At 69.7% G+C, this 16,872-nt stretch carries 10 protein-coding genes; 3 read left to right on the forward strand and 7 right to left on the reverse strand.

The window, feature by feature from the left end; translation table 11 throughout:
• Both DKT69_RS33705 and DKT69_RS33710 read left to right on the forward strand, forming a co-directional pair.
• The coding region (locus DKT69_RS33705) for an SseB family protein (protein ID WP_146231278.1) at positions 1 to 1,127 on the forward strand (1,127 nt) is incomplete at its 5' end.
• A complete protein-coding gene (locus DKT69_RS33710) occupies positions 1,124 to 1,489 on the forward strand; it encodes a UCP033725 family protein (protein WP_109805460.1) in 366 nt (121 codons plus the stop codon). The genes DKT69_RS33705 and DKT69_RS33710, both read left to right, overlap by 4 nt.
• A 1-nt stretch (position 1,490) precedes the next feature.
• On the opposite strand, the gene DKT69_RS33715 is transcribed toward DKT69_RS33710, so the two are convergent.
• The 7 genes from DKT69_RS33715 to DKT69_RS40760 all read right to left on the reverse strand — a co-directional run bounded on the left by DKT69_RS33715 (position 1,491) and on the right by DKT69_RS40760 (position 13,465).
• Positions 1,491 to 2,423, reverse strand: a complete 933-nt coding sequence (locus DKT69_RS33715) for an alpha/beta fold hydrolase (protein ID WP_109805454.1) — start codon at positions 2,421 to 2,423, stop codon at positions 1,491 to 1,493.
• Positions 2,424 to 2,593: 170 nt separating this feature from the next.
• Positions 2,594 to 5,092, reverse strand: a complete 2,499-nt coding sequence (locus DKT69_RS33720) for an immune inhibitor A domain-containing protein (protein WP_109805455.1) — start codon at positions 5,090 to 5,092, stop codon at positions 2,594 to 2,596.
• A 251-nt stretch (positions 5,093 to 5,343) separates the two neighbouring features.
• Positions 5,344 to 7,665: an immune inhibitor A domain-containing protein gene (locus tag DKT69_RS33725; protein ID WP_201749994.1), complete on the reverse strand. Its 2,322-nt coding sequence runs from the start codon at positions 7,663 to 7,665 to the stop codon at positions 5,344 to 5,346.
• A 352-nt stretch (positions 7,666 to 8,017) separates the two neighbouring features.
• Positions 8,018 to 9,304, reverse strand: coding sequence for a vanadium-dependent haloperoxidase (locus tag DKT69_RS33730; protein WP_201749995.1), 1,287 nt, complete (start codon positions 9,302 to 9,304; stop codon positions 8,018 to 8,020).
• Between the two features lie 203 nt (positions 9,305 to 9,507).
• On the reverse strand, positions 9,508 to 10,365 hold the full coding sequence (locus tag DKT69_RS33735; protein WP_161558002.1) for a helix-turn-helix transcriptional regulator: 858 nt from the start codon (positions 10,363 to 10,365) through the stop codon (positions 9,508 to 9,510).
• Between the two features lie 308 nt (positions 10,366 to 10,673).
• Entirely contained in the window at positions 10,674 to 12,128 is a 1,455-nt protein-coding gene (locus DKT69_RS40765) for an immune inhibitor A domain-containing protein (RefSeq protein ID WP_255420253.1), read from the reverse strand.
• Complete coding sequence (locus DKT69_RS40760) at positions 12,092 to 13,465, reverse strand: immune inhibitor A domain-containing protein (RefSeq protein ID WP_255420254.1); 1,374 nt, start codon at positions 13,463 to 13,465, stop codon at positions 12,092 to 12,094. Before DKT69_RS40760 ends, DKT69_RS40765 begins: the two co-directional genes overlap by 37 nt.
• A gap of 442 nt (positions 13,466 to 13,907) precedes the next feature.
• Between DKT69_RS40760 and DKT69_RS41545 the strand changes: the two genes are divergently transcribed.
• On the forward strand, positions 13,908 to 15,944 hold the full coding sequence (locus DKT69_RS41545) for a hypothetical protein (protein WP_146231280.1): 2,037 nt from the start codon (positions 13,908 to 13,910) through the stop codon (positions 15,942 to 15,944).
• Positions 15,945 to 16,872: the final 928 nt, after the last annotated feature.

The raw sequence follows: 16,872 nt of genomic DNA on the forward strand, positions 1-16,872 counted from the left end.
CCCCGGCCGAGCCCACCGGGCCGCTGCCCGGGCCCGGCACCCCGCCGGCGGGGTCGAGCACGCCGCCCGCCGCCCCCAGCAGGGCACCGGCCGAGTCGGCGACCGGGGCCGGTCGCGCGGCCGGCACGCCCCGCCCCGAGGAGCCGGCGCCGGTCGATTTCGTGCCGGCGAACGTCGTCGAGGAGGACCTGCTCGCGGCCGCCGGCAGCGGCAGCACGGACACGTTCCTCTCCACCCTGCTGCTGGCCCGGGTGCTGCTGCCCGCCGCGCCGGACTCGGCACCGGGCAGCCGGCCGGGGGACCCGGGCTTCGTCTGGCGGACCGAGGAGCTGGACGGCGAGACGTACGTGGTGGTCTACACCTCGCCGGAGCGGCTGGTGGACCGTGCCGACGGGCCGGTCGAGACGGTACGGGTCAAGTTCGTCCAGCTCATCCGCAGGTGGCCCGACGAGAGCTGGTCGTTCGCGGTCAACCCCGGGACCCCGGTCGGGGCGAAGTACCCGGGCGAGCAGGTCCTCGGGCTGGCCAACTGGGCCGCCGAGGTGGGGCTCGGCGACGACCCGGACAGCGAGCCGGAGCAGGCCGCCGTCGAGCCGGCGCCGGTCACCCCGACCCGGTACGCCCCGGTGGCGCACGACCCCACCCGCCCGGTGACCATGCAGAAGGCGGTCGCCGCGAGTCAGCTCGCCTACTACCTGGAGCGGGGCTACGACCGGGTCTCCGGCTTCGTGCACCGGGCCAACGAGCTGGCCCACCTGACCACCCCGGCGCAGCTGTACGACGCGCTCGGTCTCGGCCACCCGGGCTCGCCGTTCTCCCGGGACGCCGAGGAGATCTACGTGCTCCGCTGGCCGGCGTACCGGCCGAGCCTCTACCGCATCCCGTACGGCGGCCAGAACGAGCCCGCGATGCGGGCGATGGAGGGCTGGGTGATCGAACGTGCGCCGTTCCGGGGCAACGGGTTCGCCCCGGGGGAGAGCAGCGACGTGGTCGCGGAGTTCAAGGTGGACAGCGCGCGCCTGCCGCACGGCGCGCAGCTCTGGCGGATCGCCGTGAACGGCACCGAGCGGATGGTCGCCACCCTGGACGCCGACGCGCTGCTGTGGCGGCGGGTCGGCGAGCCGTGAGCCGCGACGGCTACGTGGCCCGCTGGCAGGGCCGCGAGTACCAGGCCAGCCCGGACGGCGACGACGTCCGGCTCTACCAGCCGGAACCGGGTGAGGGCTTCGAGGAGGTACGCCCCGGCCGGTACCGCCGGGTGGTGCCGGCCGCCGAGGTCGACGACCTGGCGTACGTGCGGACCACCTGCACCTGGCAGGGGCAGCCGTTCATCGTGCTGGCCCAGCACGACGGCTGGCTGCGGGTGGAGTACACCGGCGGACGCTGGCCGGTGGCTGAGGCGATGGGGCTGGAGGCCTTCGACTTCGGCGTCTACCAGGGCTGGGCGCCGGCGAACGAGGTGACCGACCTGCGCGAGCAGCGGGTTTGAGTCAGGACTTCGTCCAGCGCAGGATCTCGCCGAGCACCAGGTCCTTCGCCTCCATGTGCGGGAAGTGGCCGACCCCGTCGAGCAGCCGCCACTCGTACGGGGCGGTGACGTACCGGCCGGAGCCCTGCGCGGTGCGCGGCAGGGAGGCGGTGTCGAGCGCGCCGTGCAGTTGCAGGGTCGGCGTGACCAGCGGCTTCTGCATCAGCCGGACGAACCGGTAGCCGTGCAGCCGGAGCACCGACCGGAACGCCCAGCGGTAGCCCTCCAGCGCGCAGAAGGCGGCCTGCGGGATCTGCATCGCCTCGCGGCAGCAGCGGGCGTACGCCTCGAAGTCCGGGCCGGCCACCCACTGTGGCCCGCCCCAGCGGCGCAGTATCGTCTCGACCTCGGCGGCGTCGTCCCGGGTGAGCACGTGTTCGTAGCGGGGGAGCTGGAATTTCAGCGCCGGGGTGGCGGCGGCGAACTGGCCGCGCGGGTCGGCGAAGATCGCGGCGCGCAACCGGAGCGGGTGCGGGGCGGCGAGCACCACCAGCCGTCGGATCAGGGTGGGGTGGAACGAGGCGGCCGTCCAGCCGATCAGGCCACCGGCCCCGGCGCCGACCAGGGTGGCCGACCGCTCGCCCAGCGCCCGGATCAGCCCGGCCACGTCGGCGGCGAGGGTGTACCCGTCGTACCCCCGGGGTGGCTTGTCGCTCGCACCGTAACCGCGCAGGTCGACCGCGACCGCCCGGAACCCCGCGTCGGCCACGGCGGGCAGCAGGTCCCGCCAGGCCAGCCAGTACTCGGGGAAGCCGTGCAGGAAGAGCACCATCGGGCCGGTGCCGGCCTCGACGACGTGGAAGCGGCTGCCGTTGGCGCCGACGAACCGGTGCGTCCACGGCCCCTCGGGCAGGACGCAGGACTCGTCGACGGGTCCGCCACGCTGCTCGGTCATGTGCCACAGCCTAGGGTCCCGGCATCGCGGGGCCGGCCCGACCCGTCGGTCAGCGGCCGGGCACCCGTTACGGGCCGGCGGTGGCGTCAGGCGGTGACGATCCGCATCGGAACGGGCGATGCCCGGGCGGTGACCCGCCCGGGCATCGTGTGGTGCTGGTGGAACCTCGATCAGGAGATGCGGATCCGCATCGAGGTGCCGTTCTGCTTGAGAACCTGGATCTTGACCCCGTTGACCGGGACCTTCACGCCGTGGTTCGGCAGCTCCGGGTACCAGTACTGCTTGCTGTCGTCGAACAGCGGGGCAGCGGCCTGGCCGCGGATGTGCTGCGGCTCGCTGTTCACGTGGAGGGTGAACGAGTCGGCCTTCTTGAGGCTGAACGGCGCGTCGTAGATCTGCACGCGGGCCCGCCAGGGGTTGCCGGTCAGGTTGTACAGCGGCTTCGGGCGGGAGTCGATGTTCAGGTTGCGACCCTCACCCGGGTGACCGCCGGGGTTGAGCTTCTTGTCGTACGGCATGGTGTTGTTGTCCGCGTACCGGAGGTTCCAGTACGTGATCAGCAGACCCGTCTGGTACGCGTAGTGGTCGACGTAGTCCGGTCGGGTGTTGGCGTAGCCGAAGTAGTACGGACCGGTCTTCAGGTACTGGTCGTACGAGACGTACGACCGGTTGCCCGCGATGTAGTAGTTGGCGAAGTCGCGGGTGTAGGTCTCCTCGACGATGCTGAAGCCGTTGAGGGCCCAGTCGCCCGCGCCGGCCTCGGCGCCGTCGGAGAGGACGGTCTGCCCGTCGGCGGTCACGGTGATCGCGTCACCGTAGAACCCGCCGGCCGACACGCCGCCGTCGGTGATGTAGTGGTAGCGGAACTGCACGACCTTGCCCGCGGCCACGTCCATCGGGACGGTGAGGTCGACCCAGTCCGGCTCGTCGTCACCGTTGGTGTCGCTGTCACCGGTGAGGGCGTTGCGGCCGTTGCTGGTGGTCGGCGTGCCGTTGATCTTGAACGGCAGGGCCGACCAGCTCTTGCCGCCGTCCAGCGAGGCCTCGAAGTACATGTAGTCGTAGTTGTTCTCGATGTTGTAGCGGGCCTTCATCGACAGCGACGCGCTGGACTTCCCGGTGAGGTCGAACGTCCGGGTCATCGTGGTGTTGAGGTTGTCGTCGTTGCCGGAGAAGTACTGCCTGGCGCCCTCGGCCGGCTTGCCGTTGTTGAAGGTGTAGGTCCGCTTCGGGAGCACCACCACCGCGGCCTGGGGCTTCTTGGAGTTGTACTCCTCCGGGCCCAGGTCGATTGTCTGCGGGTCCTGCTTGGCCGGGACCACGGTCTCGTAGTCCAGCCAGCCGAGCTGCAGCTTGTTCCAGGCGCCCAGGTCCGCGCCACGCTCGCCGATGCCGGCGTCGTTCTTGGCGCTGACCCGGCTCTGGGCCATCAGGGTCCAGTGCTCCTGGCTGTTGTCGCCGGCGGCGCCGGTGTTGTAGTCGTCCGGCAGGCCCAGGTCGTGGCCGTACTCGTGGTAGAAGACGCTCCGGCCGCCGTTCTCCGGCTGCACCGTGTAGTCGCCGATCCAGATGCCGGTGTCGCCGATCTCGGTGCCGCCGAGGGGCGCGTTGGCCGGACCGGTCTCGCCGATGTCCGTGCCGTATGCGTACCAGCGGTGGCTCCAGATGGCGTCCTCACCCTGCAGCGGGTCACCGTCGGCCTGGTCGCCGCCTGAGTGGACGATCTGGAAGTGGTCGATGTAGCCGTCCGGCTCGTTGAAGTTGCCGTCGCCGTCGACGTCGTACCGGTCCCACTGGTCGAAGGACTTCACGTCGGCCGCGATCTCGGCGTCGGTGCGGCCCTTGGCCTCCTGGTCGGCGACCCACTGGTTGGCGGCGTCCCGCACCAGCGCCCAGGTGTTCGGGCAGGTGGTGTCCTGGCAGACCGCCGGGTCGTCGTCCGGGTTCGGCGGGTCGTTCGGGTCCGGGTCCGGAACCGGGTCGTTCGACCGGCCGTAGCGGGCCTCGTTGTACCTGACCCTGACCCAGTCGGTGACCTCGCCGTCGACCGGGTACCGGCCGGAGGACTGGGCCTCGTAGTACTGCTTCAGCGACTCGTCGCCCGGCTTGTTGCCGAAGTACAACTGGCGGAAGTGCTCCGCGCCGTAGTTCGACTGCCAGACGGTGGAGTTGTCCACGGCCCGGTTGGGGGCCGGGATCTGGTTGTGCAGCGGACCGTCGAACCGGGTCGGCCCGGGGGTGTCCGGGTCGATGTCCTTGTCCGGGTAGGACGGGTGCCGCTCGGTGCCGAACTCGGCCAGGATCACGAAGATCCGGTCCGACTTCTCGCGCTGCAGCTCGACGTACTGGTCCTTCTGGCCGTTGCCGGCGCGAGCGGCGCGCGCGTCGGCGCCGACCGCGCCGGCCGCGCCGGCCGCGCTCCGGCCGACCTTGACTACCGTGCTGCCGTTGATCTTCTGTGCCTTGGCCTTGCCGGAGAGGACCTCGCTGAGACCCTCCTGGCGCAGCGCCCGCCGCTTCTCCTCGAGCGGGTTGGGCAGATCGTGGTCGACCTGGGCGGGCTCGCCGACCGACGGAGCGGCCGCCGGCAACTTGGGCGTGGGCGCCGCGCTGGCGGTCGTGCCAACCACCAGTCCCGTCGCCGTCAGCGATAGCCCGAGCAGACCCACTGCGACTTTGCGCACGTGGTACCTCCGGTGTGAGGGAACCGGCCCAACGGGGGTACGGGCCGGTGAATTGGTCCCACGAGTGGGACCAATGGTGAAGATAGACATTCCCGTGATGGGTGGGAAGACAAGTTCGTCGATTTGTAGCAACTTTTTGTTGGGAATGCTTCGGCCCGTCACACCCTCACGCCGGTGGATACGCGGAAGGGGCCGATGGCGTCGCCGCCACCGGCCCCTCCGGACTTGCTACCCGATCAGTTGGTGACCTTGACGACCATGTCGCTGGTCGGGGTGGTGCCCTGCTTCAGGATCTCGATGGTGGTGCCGCTGCCGGCCACCTTCACCGAGTTCCACGGGTTGCCCGAGTTCCAGTACTTGCCGATGCCCTTGTCACTGAAGATCGGCTGCGGGTCGAGCGCCGGGACCGTGACCGCCACGCCGTTCAGGTGGAAGGTCTGGGCCGGCTTGGCGTACAGGCTGAACGCCGCGTCGTAGCCGTTGCGCCGGTTGGTGATGGTGCCCTGGCCGCCGACGTTGATCTTGTCCGGACGGACGTCAACCGGGAGGTTGAGGCCGTAGCCCGGGTGCGCCGACGTGTTGTTGTCGCCGTACGCGTAGTTGACGTACCAGACCAGCATGCCGGGCTGGTTCGAGAGGTGCTCCACCCAGTTCGGGCGGCTGTTGAGGAACCCGTAGTTGTACGGACCGGTCCGCAGGGTGTCGTCGTACCCGAAGAAGGTCCGGTTCTCGGCGATGTAGAAGCGGGGGTAGATGCCGGTCACCGAGCCGGTGATCCGGTTCCAACCCTTCACGGTCCACTCCGAGGCGAGGGTCTCCGCGTCGTCGGTCCACGCGACGGCGCCGTCCTTGGTCAGCGAGATGTTGTCCAGGAACGCGCCGGCGTAGTGCACGCCGCCGTCGGTGGCGTAGCGGTAACGGAACTTGACGGTCTGCCCGGCGTACGCGGACAGGTCGTAGGTCGAGTCGACCCAGGCACCGTTGCTGGAGCCGTCGATGCCGGCCTGGATGCTGCCGTCCTCGAGGGTGTCGTGCAAGGAGTTGGTGAGCTCCTTCCAGCTGGCGCCACCGTCGGTGGACACCTCGGCGAAGAGGTAGTCGTAGTCCTCTTCGATGTCGTACTGCAGCTTGGAGGTGATCGACGCGGTCGTCGCGCCGGTCAGGTCCAGGGTGCGGGTCAGCCTGCTCTCCAGGTCGTCCGCGCTGCCGCCCCACCACTCGTACGAGCCGGCGAACGGGGTGTTGTAGTTCGTCGTCTGCGTCTGAGTGGGCAGGTTGACCACGACCGCCTGGGCCTTCGGCCCGTCGCTGTCGCCGGCCGGGCCGAGCGTCACCTGGGTGGCGCCGCTGTTCTCGTCGACGACCGTGTGGTTCAGCCAGCCCAGGAAGAGCTTCGACCACGGGTCCATGTAGCCCGGGGTCGAACCGATGTCGTCGGTGCCGTGGCCCAGCCACGAACCCGAGGACATCAGGCTCCAGAAGCCGACGCCGTTGTCGCCACCCGCGGTGTCGTACAGGTCCGGCAGACCGAGGTCGTGACCGTACTCGTGGGCGAAGACGCCCAGCCCACCGTTCTCCGGCTCGGTGGTGTAGTCACCGATCCAGAGGCCGGTGTCGCCGATCTGCACACCACCCTTGAGGTTGCTGGCCGGGCCGGTCTTGCCCTTGTCGGTGAAGTAGGCGTACCAGCGGTGCGACCAGATGGCGTCCTCGCCCTGGGTGCCGCCGCCGGCCTCCTCGCCCTCACCGGCGTGCACCGCCTGGAAGTGGTCGATGTAGCCGTCGGGCTCGTTGAAGTTGCCGTCCTCGTCGAAGTCGTACCGGTCCCAGATGTCGAACTGCTTGAGGTAGTCCTTGATCTGCGCCGGCGTCTTGCCGGCCTTGACCTGGGCCTCGTACCAGGACGTGGCGCTGTCCTTGATGAAGGGCCAGGTACCGGCGGCGTCGGAGATCTTGTTGCTGCCGTACCGGGCCTCGTTGTACGGCACGGTGACCCAGTCGCTGACGTCGCCGCCAACGGTGTACCGTCCGCCCGACTGCTTCAGATAGAAGTCCCGGAACGACTCGCCCTCGCCGTAGAACAGGTCCATGTAGTGCTCCCGGTGGAAGTCCGGGCGCCACATGGTGCTGTTGTCGTCGGTGGCATTGCCGTCCCAGTTGCGGTCCGGCTCGGGGATCTGGTTGACCACCGGGCCGGGTGTCCCGCCGGTCGTCGGGTGGACCTGGTCGCCGAAGTTGACCAGCATGGTGAAGATGGGGTCCACCTTCGGGGCCTGCTGGTACTCGACGAACAGGTCGTCCTTGACCTGGATGACCTTCGAGCCGTTGCGCGTCTGAAGCTTGGCCTTGCCCTGGAGCAGGTCGGCGATGGCCTGCTTCCGAACCTCCCGCTGCTGATCCGCGATGGGATTGGGGAGGTTGTCCGGGCGCTGCTTGGCCTGGTCGACGCCGGGGGTGCCTTCCGCCGCCGGGACGGCGGACGCCGGTGCCGTGACGACACCGGCTGCCAGCAGCGCGGCCGCAGCCGAAGCCAGGCCCGCTGTGACTAGTCTCCTCAAAGGTCCTCCTCCTTTGTGGATCTGTTACATGACAGAGGCAGCCAAGGCCATCACTGTCATGTCATGCGTCACTCACAATGACACGGGTTTGCATCGTTGTCACGGGGCAATTACTCAAAGGGGTGCGCACCTTTTGCGGGCGAATCCGGACCAAAAGGCGGACGGATTTGGCGACGGCTCACATTACGTTTTGGCCACGATCACGTAGCGTGATCGGAATTATGAGGCCCCGTAGCGGAGCGCTGGGGGGTCGAAATGTGTCACACCAAAGTTGACTCGACGTCGGGCGGCGTAAGAAGAGACGGGGCCCGCCCGGAGCAGTGTGCTCCAGCCGGGCCCCGCCGTGTGCCGGTCAGCGCAGATAGCTGGCGTAGACGTGTCCGGCGACCGAGTCACCGGCCGCCACGCCGTTGTCCCCGTCCCACTGGTAGTGCACGCCGAGGTAGACCCGGCTGCGGGCGTTCTCCACTGCCGCGGCGGTGAAGGTGCTGAAGGTGCGGGTGACGCCGACCGCGTGCGGATCCTCCGTGGTCGCGGTGTAGGTGACGTTGTCCGTGCCGAAGTAGCGCCGCATGACGCCGGCCCAGGCCCCGCCGAAGGTGGCGTGACCGGAGACGTACGCCGGGAAGTTCGGCGAGAAGGGCACTCCGGCGTTGTTGGAGAGCGGCTGCCAACTAGCGTCCGCCGCTGTCTCCGCGTTGTTGTCGGTGCCGGCCTCCCGGATCGCGCTGACCGGCCGCCACAGGTCGATGGCGGTCTGGTACTTCGCGTCCCAGGCGGTGATCGCCGCGTCCGCCATCGCCATGCCGACCAGAGCGAAGAGCTTCGCGTTCGCCGCCTGGCTCAGCCCGCGCTGCTTGGCGACGGTCTGGGTCAGTTTGAACAGCTGGCCCGGCGGCTTGTACGTGCCGTCCAGGTCGTTCGCCCAGAAGTAGGCGATCTGGGTCTGCGTCGCCGTCCGGGTGGTCGAGTTGGACGCGCCCAGCGACTTGACCTCGTTGACCTGCACGGCGTAATCGTGGCTGGCCAGCAGGCTCGCCGGGGTGCTGTTCCCACCAGGAGGGGCGGGACGGAACTGCGCTCCGGAGGTGAGCGCGAACGGCTTCACCAGACCCCAGTTCGGCGAGGCGGCCGGGGCGCCGTCGGTCGGCCGCCACTGGCCGGGCTCGGTGCTCGGGGTGTAGGGGGTGTTGTTCGTCGATCCGTCGTTCGCCCGGTTCAGCCGCAGGTTGTCGACCACCGACTCGGCGATGCTGGTGCTGAAGCCGCCCGGTCCGGGCTCGTAGTTCGGCGCGTCCAGCCGCGCCTTCTGGAAGTCCGCGGAGAAATCGATGTTCGGGAAGAGTTGCAGCTGCAACAGGTTGTAGGCGGCGACGTCGAGGTTGGCCTTCAAATCGAAGGTCGCTCCCGGCTCCCGGTACACCGCGTCGGTGAGGTAGGGCGCCCCGATGTTGTTGATCGCGGTGTGCGTGTCGTAGAGGGCGATGTGCAGCATCGCGCCGGCCCGGGACAGGACGGTGGGCGGCCCACCCGTCTGCCGGTACGCCTTCAGCAGCACGTCGTTCCAGTAGAGGATGTGGTCGAAGCTGGTGGCGATCGCCGACGCCGGGGTCGGCGTGACGATCACCGGGACGGTCACCGAGAGTGCCGCGACCGCGGCGACTTCCCATCTCCGAATTCTGGACAGCGTTCTCAACCCGGCCCTCCCGCGTAGATCCCTCGTCCCCGGGTCCGCCGCGCTGGCGGGCCGGAGTGCGTCCACTGTCGCGGCGGCCGGTGGCCGCCGGGAGGGCGAAGTGGCCAGCCTGGCCGCAAGCTGCAGACGCAAGCTGCACTTGTCGGTCAGACCAGGCCGTTGCGGGCGGCGGCGATGCCGAGGGTCAGTCGGTTGGTGGCACCCAACCGCTCCTCCAACGACTCCATGTGCCGCCGGACCCAGCGGGTGCTTCGCCCGAGGCTGCGGGCGATCGCCTCGTCCTTCAGTCCGGCGGCGGCGAGCCGGAGTACCCGGAGCTGATCGCTGCTCGGGCCGCCCGGGGGCACGGACGCCGGTGGCTCCAGCGGTACCGCCCGCCGCCAGAGCAGCTCGAAGTAGTCGACCAGGGCCTCGACCACCGCCGGGGTCCGGACCAGCAACGCCTCCCCGGCCGTCGACCCGAGACCGACCAGGGCAACCCCGTCGACCACCGTCAGTTGGACCGGCAGTCGCGGCAGCAACCGGCAGGTCCCCGGGCGGTGCGGGACCGCCGTCCGCGCCAGGGTCTCGGGCGTGCAGATCACCCGGACCCGCGCGGCGCCGCCCCGCACCTGGGCGGGCCAGCCGGGCGGGCCGTCGGCGAGCTGCTGCCCGCGGACGTGCCGGCAGTCGTGCCGGGTCCCACTCACCAGCTCGTGCAGGCGGCCGACGATCTCGTCGCCGCCGCGCAGCAGTTCCACCTCGCCGATGCCCGGCGTCCACCCCGGCCGGGGCAGGTCACGTTCCAGCCGGTCCAGCTCGGCGTACCGGTCGGCCAGCTCCCGGTTCGCCTCGGCCAGCTCCCGCTGCCGGGCGAGCAGCAGGCGCCGGAGGGCGGCGGCCGGTGGCACGGCGCGCAGGCGCCCCGTCGGGGTCCGGAACACCAGCGCGTGCCGCAGCAGCTCCGCCAGGGCCGGTGTCTCGCACGCCTCGGGTGGGCCGCTCGGCGGGCTGGTCTCCGCCACCAGGAGCTCGTACAGTCGTCCGGCATCGTCGGAGAGCAGCCCAGCAAACACCCTCGTCCCCCGTCCCCCGTGGCCGCCGGGTAGCGGCAGGTGCCGCCGCGCCGGTGCCGGATCGGGTCGGCGAACGCCCCGTCGCCTGCACAAACGCCACCGTCACGAACAGCATTCAGATCGTCACAGCGGGGTTCGGTCGCTGTCAATATCTCGCCGGCCGGTTCCGCCGCCCGGCCATCCGGATGGGCGGAACGGGCGAGGGGCCCGCCGGAAGCCGAAGCTCCGACGGGCCCCTCATCGGTCGTCGCGCGGGATCAGTTCGTGGCCGGGGTGACGTGCACCGTGGCGTACGAGTTGTCCTTCGCGGTCTTCAGAATGGTGATCGTGACGCCGTAGGCCGCATTGGCGTCACCCGGGTTGCCCGAACCCAGCACGGTGAACCCGAGGTCGGTGCCGTAGAGGCCGGTCGCCGGGGTGCCGTCCGGGTTGGTGATCCGGGTGGTGTACGGCACGCCGTCCCGCGACGGGATGACCACCGAGGCGTCGCTGTCCCGGGCGAAGAGCCGCCCGCTGCGAACCTCGAGCCCCGGGTACCAGCCCTTCGCGTCGCTGAATCCGGCCACCGGCGCCTGAGCGCCGAAGCTGGTGCAGTACTCGCTGTACGGCTCGGCCGTCGCCTCGAGGCACTCCTGGAAGGGGTACGTCGAGGTGAGCGAGAAGGCCGCGTTCGAGGACTGCGGACGGCTGGGCAGGTTGTCGAGCGTCGACTCGTCCTTGACGGCCGCCTCACCCGCCCGGCGCAGCGGCCGGTTGTGCGAGTCGACGATCAGCAGGCCGCCCTTGGCGCCGTAGCTCGGCAGGGCGGTGAGCTGCGCGCTCACGTGGTTGACGTTGCCGAGCGCGGTGTCCCGGTACCAGACCAGCATGCCCGGGGCGTTGTACGAGATCCGGTCGACCTTCCAGGCCTCGTGCGAGTAGACGGTGTCGTAGGCGTACTTCAGGCCCTTGTCGAAGCCGTCGAAGTTGCGCCACTCGGCCAGGTAGTAGTGCGCCTTGACCTGGGTGCCCGAGTCGACGTGCCAACCCGCGCCGCTGGTGCCGGCCCAGCTGCCACCGGTCTGGGTCCAACCGTTCGCGCCGCCCTCGACGTCGTCGCTCCAGGTGGTGGCGCCGCCGCCGGTGACCGAGAAGTCATCGGCGAACCAGCCCCGCTCCAGGAACCCGGCGTCGGTGGCCTGCCGCAGCCGCAGCTGCACGGTCTTGCCGGCGTACGCCGACAGGTCGACGTAGTCGTGACGCCAGCCGTGGCTGTCACCGGTCAGGCCGTACTTCTTGCCGCCGTAGTCGCCCATCCGGCCGTTCGGGTCGGCGTAGCCGTCGTCGGTGGAGACCAGGTTGCCGGCGGCGTCGTAGATCTTCTGCTCGGACCAGGTGGTCCCGCCGTCGGTCGAGACCTCGACGAAGCCGTAGTCCCAGTCCTGCTCGATGACGTAGTTGTTCCACATCCAGAACTTCGCGTCGGCCGCCGCCGGCACGCTGACCTGGCGGGTCAGCTTCACGTCGGCCCAGTCCTGGTCGGCGCCGCCGTACCACATGTTGGCGCCGCTGTGCGGGGTGGCCAGGGTGATCACCTTGTTCGGCAGGTTGACCTTGATGCCGTCCTTGGTGCCGACCGGGGTGTTCGAGGTCTGGCCGAGCTGCACGTCACGCGGGACGGAACCCGGCGTGACGGTCAGCGGGTCGGCCCAGCCGAGCACCACTTGTCCCACAGGCCCATGTGGGTGGGCAGCGCCTGGAAGATCTCACCGGTGTGCGAGCCGGACGCCATCAGGTCCCAGAAGTCGACGTCCGAGTCGGAGCCGGGGGTGCCGGAGGTGTCGTAGAGGTCCGGCAGGCCGAGGTCGTGGCCGAACTCGTGGGCGAAGACGCCGACCCCGGCGTCCTCCGGCTGCACGATGTAGTTCGAGACCTTCAGCTGCGTGCCCGGGATGCTGTAGCCGCCGGCCACCGCCGACGAGTGCGCCCAGACCGCGTAGACGCCCTGGTCGCCGCCGCCGCGGGACTTGCCCATGCCGGCGTGCACCAGCACCAGGTGGTCGATCACGCCGTCCGGCTCGTTGACGTTGCCGTCGCCGTCGACGTCGCCCTGGTCCTCGATGTCGTAGTCGGCCCACGGGAAGCTCGGGTCCATCTTGGCCAGCGCGTCGACCGCGTCGGTGGCCAGCCGGCCCGCGCCGAGCGGGTTGTCCGGGTGGCCGTTCATCGACTGCATCGCCCCGGCGACCCACTCGCCCTTGTCGTTCTTGAAGCAGCGGGACGCGGCGTACCAGGCCTCCGAGTGCGGCACGGTGATCCACGGGCTGGCCTGCCCGTCGACCGTGTACGCGCCCTTGGACATCTCCAGGTACATGTTGTGCATGGTCCGGCCGGCGAGGCTGACCCCCGGCTGGCCGTCCGGCCCCGTCAGATCCTTGCGGACCCGCTCGGTGATGCCCTCCTTGGTGTAGAGCATCTTGTCGAAGTGCTCGGGCGAGAAGTCCGGCACCCACATGGAGTTGTTGTCCTCGTGCGGCAGGGTGGCCGGGTCCGGGATGCCGTTGTGCTTCGGTCCGTTCTGCACGGTGCCGAGGACGCAGCTCCGGTCCTCGAAGACCGTCTTGGGGACCATCACGTCGGTGAAGTCGTCGTTCGCCTGGTCGTTGAACTCCACCAGCAGGGTCAGCAACTTGGCGGTCTGGGTGCCGTTGGCTCCCTTGATCTGACGCGGGTTCTGCCCGGTCTTGATCGCCTTGGCCTCGAGCTTCGCCAGCTCCCGCGCCGCCACCGGGTTGCCCCCGGCGTACTTGCGGTCGTACGCCTTCGCCTTGTCGAGGGCCGGGGCGTAGACACCGCCCGCCCCCTTGACCTCCTTGCCGCTGGTGTCCGGCTGCACTGCGGGCTCGGCGTAGTTGATGTAGTAGTCGTCCGCTCCGACCGTGGCGCGGACGGGACCGGACTCCTGGGCGGCCGCGCTGCCCGTCACGGTCAGTGACGCGGCGGCGAGGGCGATGGCGGGTAGCGCGACGAGTAGGCGCCGGCGCGACCCAGATTGCGGTGATGTGTTCATGCCGCTCCGTTTCTCGGGCATGGGGAGGGAGAGAACCGATCGGTGCACGTCGCAGAGGCGTACGTCGAAACCGAGCCGGTGCGGGTCAACCTAAATGAGAGCGGAGCCGTCCGACAGGGGGCAGCCAGCGCCTCTGGCCGTTCAGCCCGTACCTGCTCCACCGACCGACCGACGTGTGACAGCCGAGCGCCGTCACGCGCAGGTGCTGTTACGTGCGGTCGGCCGCGACGGCTCGGCCGGACGCCGACTATCCGACGGCGGAGCGCAAAGTGATCCGATGCAGACCGAAAGTTATAGCGACGTTGACAAATGAAAGATGCATCGGTGAGGATTGATCGACCATCGCAGCGGGCCACGGGGGTTCTGCCGCGCGATAGCTCCCGCCGTCCTCGGCCCGGTGTCGAGGGCGCGGCTCCCCGTGGCCCAATATCGGGGAGGCCATGTGGTCGCAACACCTGCCGATGTCACACCCCTACTACTGATCCTGGCGTTCGCCGCCTTCGTCCTGGTGGGCGCGCGCCGACGCTCGACCTGGCCGGTCCGGCTCGCCCTGGCCGCGGGTGCGGGTCTCTGGATCGCCCTCGCCGGCGGCGCCATGTGGATGGTCAGCCAGGCCACCGCGGCGTCGCTGCCACCGCCCGCCGGAACACCGGGGAATCCCTGCGTCAGCGGAGCGCCGACGAAGACCTTCGACGTCTCGCTGATCAACCTGCCGATCTTCCTCAACCGGTTCGGGGACGTCGTCCCCGAGGGCCGGATGTACATCCTCGACTCGAACATCGCCACGGTCCGGCAGAACTTCGCCAGTGCCGCCGACCCGTCCAAGGCGAACGTCAGCGACCTGATCGAGCCGCTCACCGTCCGGGTCAACAAGGGCGACTGCGTGACGGTCAACTTCACCAACCGGCTGAACGAGGAGGCCCCAACCCTGGACCGTACGGTGCGGGACGCGGCGATCTACCCGCTGCCCGGGGAGATCAAGAAGGCGCCGGGGTCGTCGACCCTCGACCCGCGGGAGTTCGCGCCGGCGCTCTCCGCCCCGAAGATCGACTTCGATCCGACCACGGCGCCGAACGCCTCCATGCACTTCGACGGCCTCGACTACGACGTCCAGACCGCCGACGGCACGGCCGTCGGCAGGAACCCGGACTCGACCGCGGCGCCCGGAGCGACGATCACCTACAAGCTGCACGCCCAGGCCGAGGGGGAGTACCAGTTCAAGGACGGGGCGGACTTCACCTCGCAGCAGACCCGGCCGACGGACGCCAACGGGAACGTCCGGTTCATCGGCTCGCACTCATTCGGCGCGTTCGGCGCCATCGTGGTGGAGCCGAGCGACGCCACCTGGGTCGACTCGCGCACCGGCGAGTCGATCCCGTCCGGCACCCGGGCCATCATCAAGCGACCAAACAACAAGGACTTCCGCGAGCACGTGCTGTTCATGCACGACGAGGTGGAGGCCGAGCCAGGGATCCTGACCCGGTACTGCCGGGGTGGCTCCGAGGACAAGACCGGCTCCGAGTGCATCGCGCCGACCTCGGCCCAGACGGCGACACTGACCAAGGACACCTTGCCCGGGCTCGGTGGCGGGGACGCGGACGCCATCGTCCAGTACCACGAGCAGGTGCCGGTCAAGCTCGAATGGTTCGCGTTCAACTATCGGGCCGAACCCACCTTCAACCGGGAGGAGATCGGCTGCCCCGCGGCCACGGTGGCGGGCCAGCGCTATCAGGCGAACGAGTGCGTCGGCGAGGAGACCTCGCTTTCGTCCTGGATCTACGGCGACCCGGGCGGCGGTGACCTGGTCTTCCCCAACTACCGGGGCGAGCCGGCCCAGGTCCGGCTGCTGCACCCCGCCGAGTTCGAGACGCACACCTTCCACTGGCACGTCAACCGCTGGGCGTACGACCCGCAGGACGAGGGCGGGCTCGACGCCATCAGCAGCCCCAACCACGTCACCCGGAAGACCAACATCCTGGACGTCCAGTCGGTCTCCCCGGGTACCAGCTACGACCTGGTGGTCCAGGGTGGCGCCGGCTCGTCCCACAAGGACAAGATGGCCACCTTCGGTGACATCATCTTCCACTGCCACCTCTATCCGCACTTCGCCAGCGGCATGTGGGGGTTGAACCGCACCCTGGACAAGCTCGAGGACGGCAGCCGGAAGAACCCGGACGGCAGCCCCATCCCTGAGCTGGAGCCGCTCGCCGACTTCGACTACCAGCCGGCGACGGACGGGGTGAACCCACCGCCGAGCCCGGTCGCGACGACCACGCCCGGCTTCCCGCACTTCGTGCCGGGCGTCTTCGGGTACAAGGCGCCGAAGCCCCCGCTCGGGGTCGCGGACCGGTCCGCGACCCCGAGCGGGGGCTTCGGCGCCTTGTACCCGAAGACGCCCGGCACGAAGTGCGGGAAGCCGGGCGTGGTCGTCGCGACCGGGCTCGGCGGTGGGTTCACCCCGTCCGTCGCCGGCTGGTAGTCGAAGTCGGCGAGCGGCTCCAGCTCAGGGATGGGGCTGCCGTCCGGGTTCTTCCGGCTGCCGTCCTCGAGCTTGTCCAGGGTGCGGTTCAACCCCCACATGCCGCTGGCGAAGTGCGGATAGAGGTGGCAGTGGAAGATGATGTCACCGAAGGTGGCCATCTTGTCCTTGTGGGACGAGCCGGCGCCACCCTGGACCACCAGGTCGTAGCTGGTACCCGGGGAGACCGACTGGACGTCCAGGATGTTGGTCTTCCGGGTGACGTGGTTGGGGCTGCTGATGGCGTCGAGCCCGCCCTCGTCCTGCGGGTCGTACGCCCAGCGGTTGACGTGCCAGTGGAAGGTGTGCGTCTCGAACTCGGCGGGGTGCAGCAGCCGGACCTGGGCCGGCTCGCCCCGGTAGTTGGGGAAGACCAGGTCACCGCCGCCCGGGTCGCCGTAGATCCAGGACGAAAGCGAGGTCTCCTCGCCGACGCACTCGTTCGCCTGATAGCGCTGGCCCGCCACCGTGGCCGCGGGGCAGCCGATCTCCTCCCGGTTGAAGGTGGGTTCGGCCCGATAGTTGAACGCGAACCATTCGAGCTTGACCGGCACCTGCTCGTGGTACTGGACGATGGCGTCCGCGTCCCCGCCACCGAGCCCGGGCAAGGTGTCCTTGGTCAGTGTCGCCGTCTGGGCCGAGGTCGGCGCGATGCACTCGGAGCCGGTCTTGTCCTCGGAGCCACCCCGGCAGTACCGGGTCAGGATCCCTGGCTCGGCCTCCACCTCGTCGTGCATGAACAGCACGTGCTCGCGGAAGTCCTTGTTGTTTGGTCGCTTGATGATGGCCCGGGTGCCGGACGGGATCGACTCGCCGGTGCGCGAGTCGACCCAGGTGGCGTCGCTCGGCTCCACCACGATGGCGCCGAACGCGCCGAATGAGTGCGAGC

This window comes from Micromonospora sicca (assembly GCF_003172935.1).
GTDB lineage: Bacteria > Actinomycetota > Actinomycetes > Mycobacteriales > Micromonosporaceae > Micromonospora > Micromonospora sicca.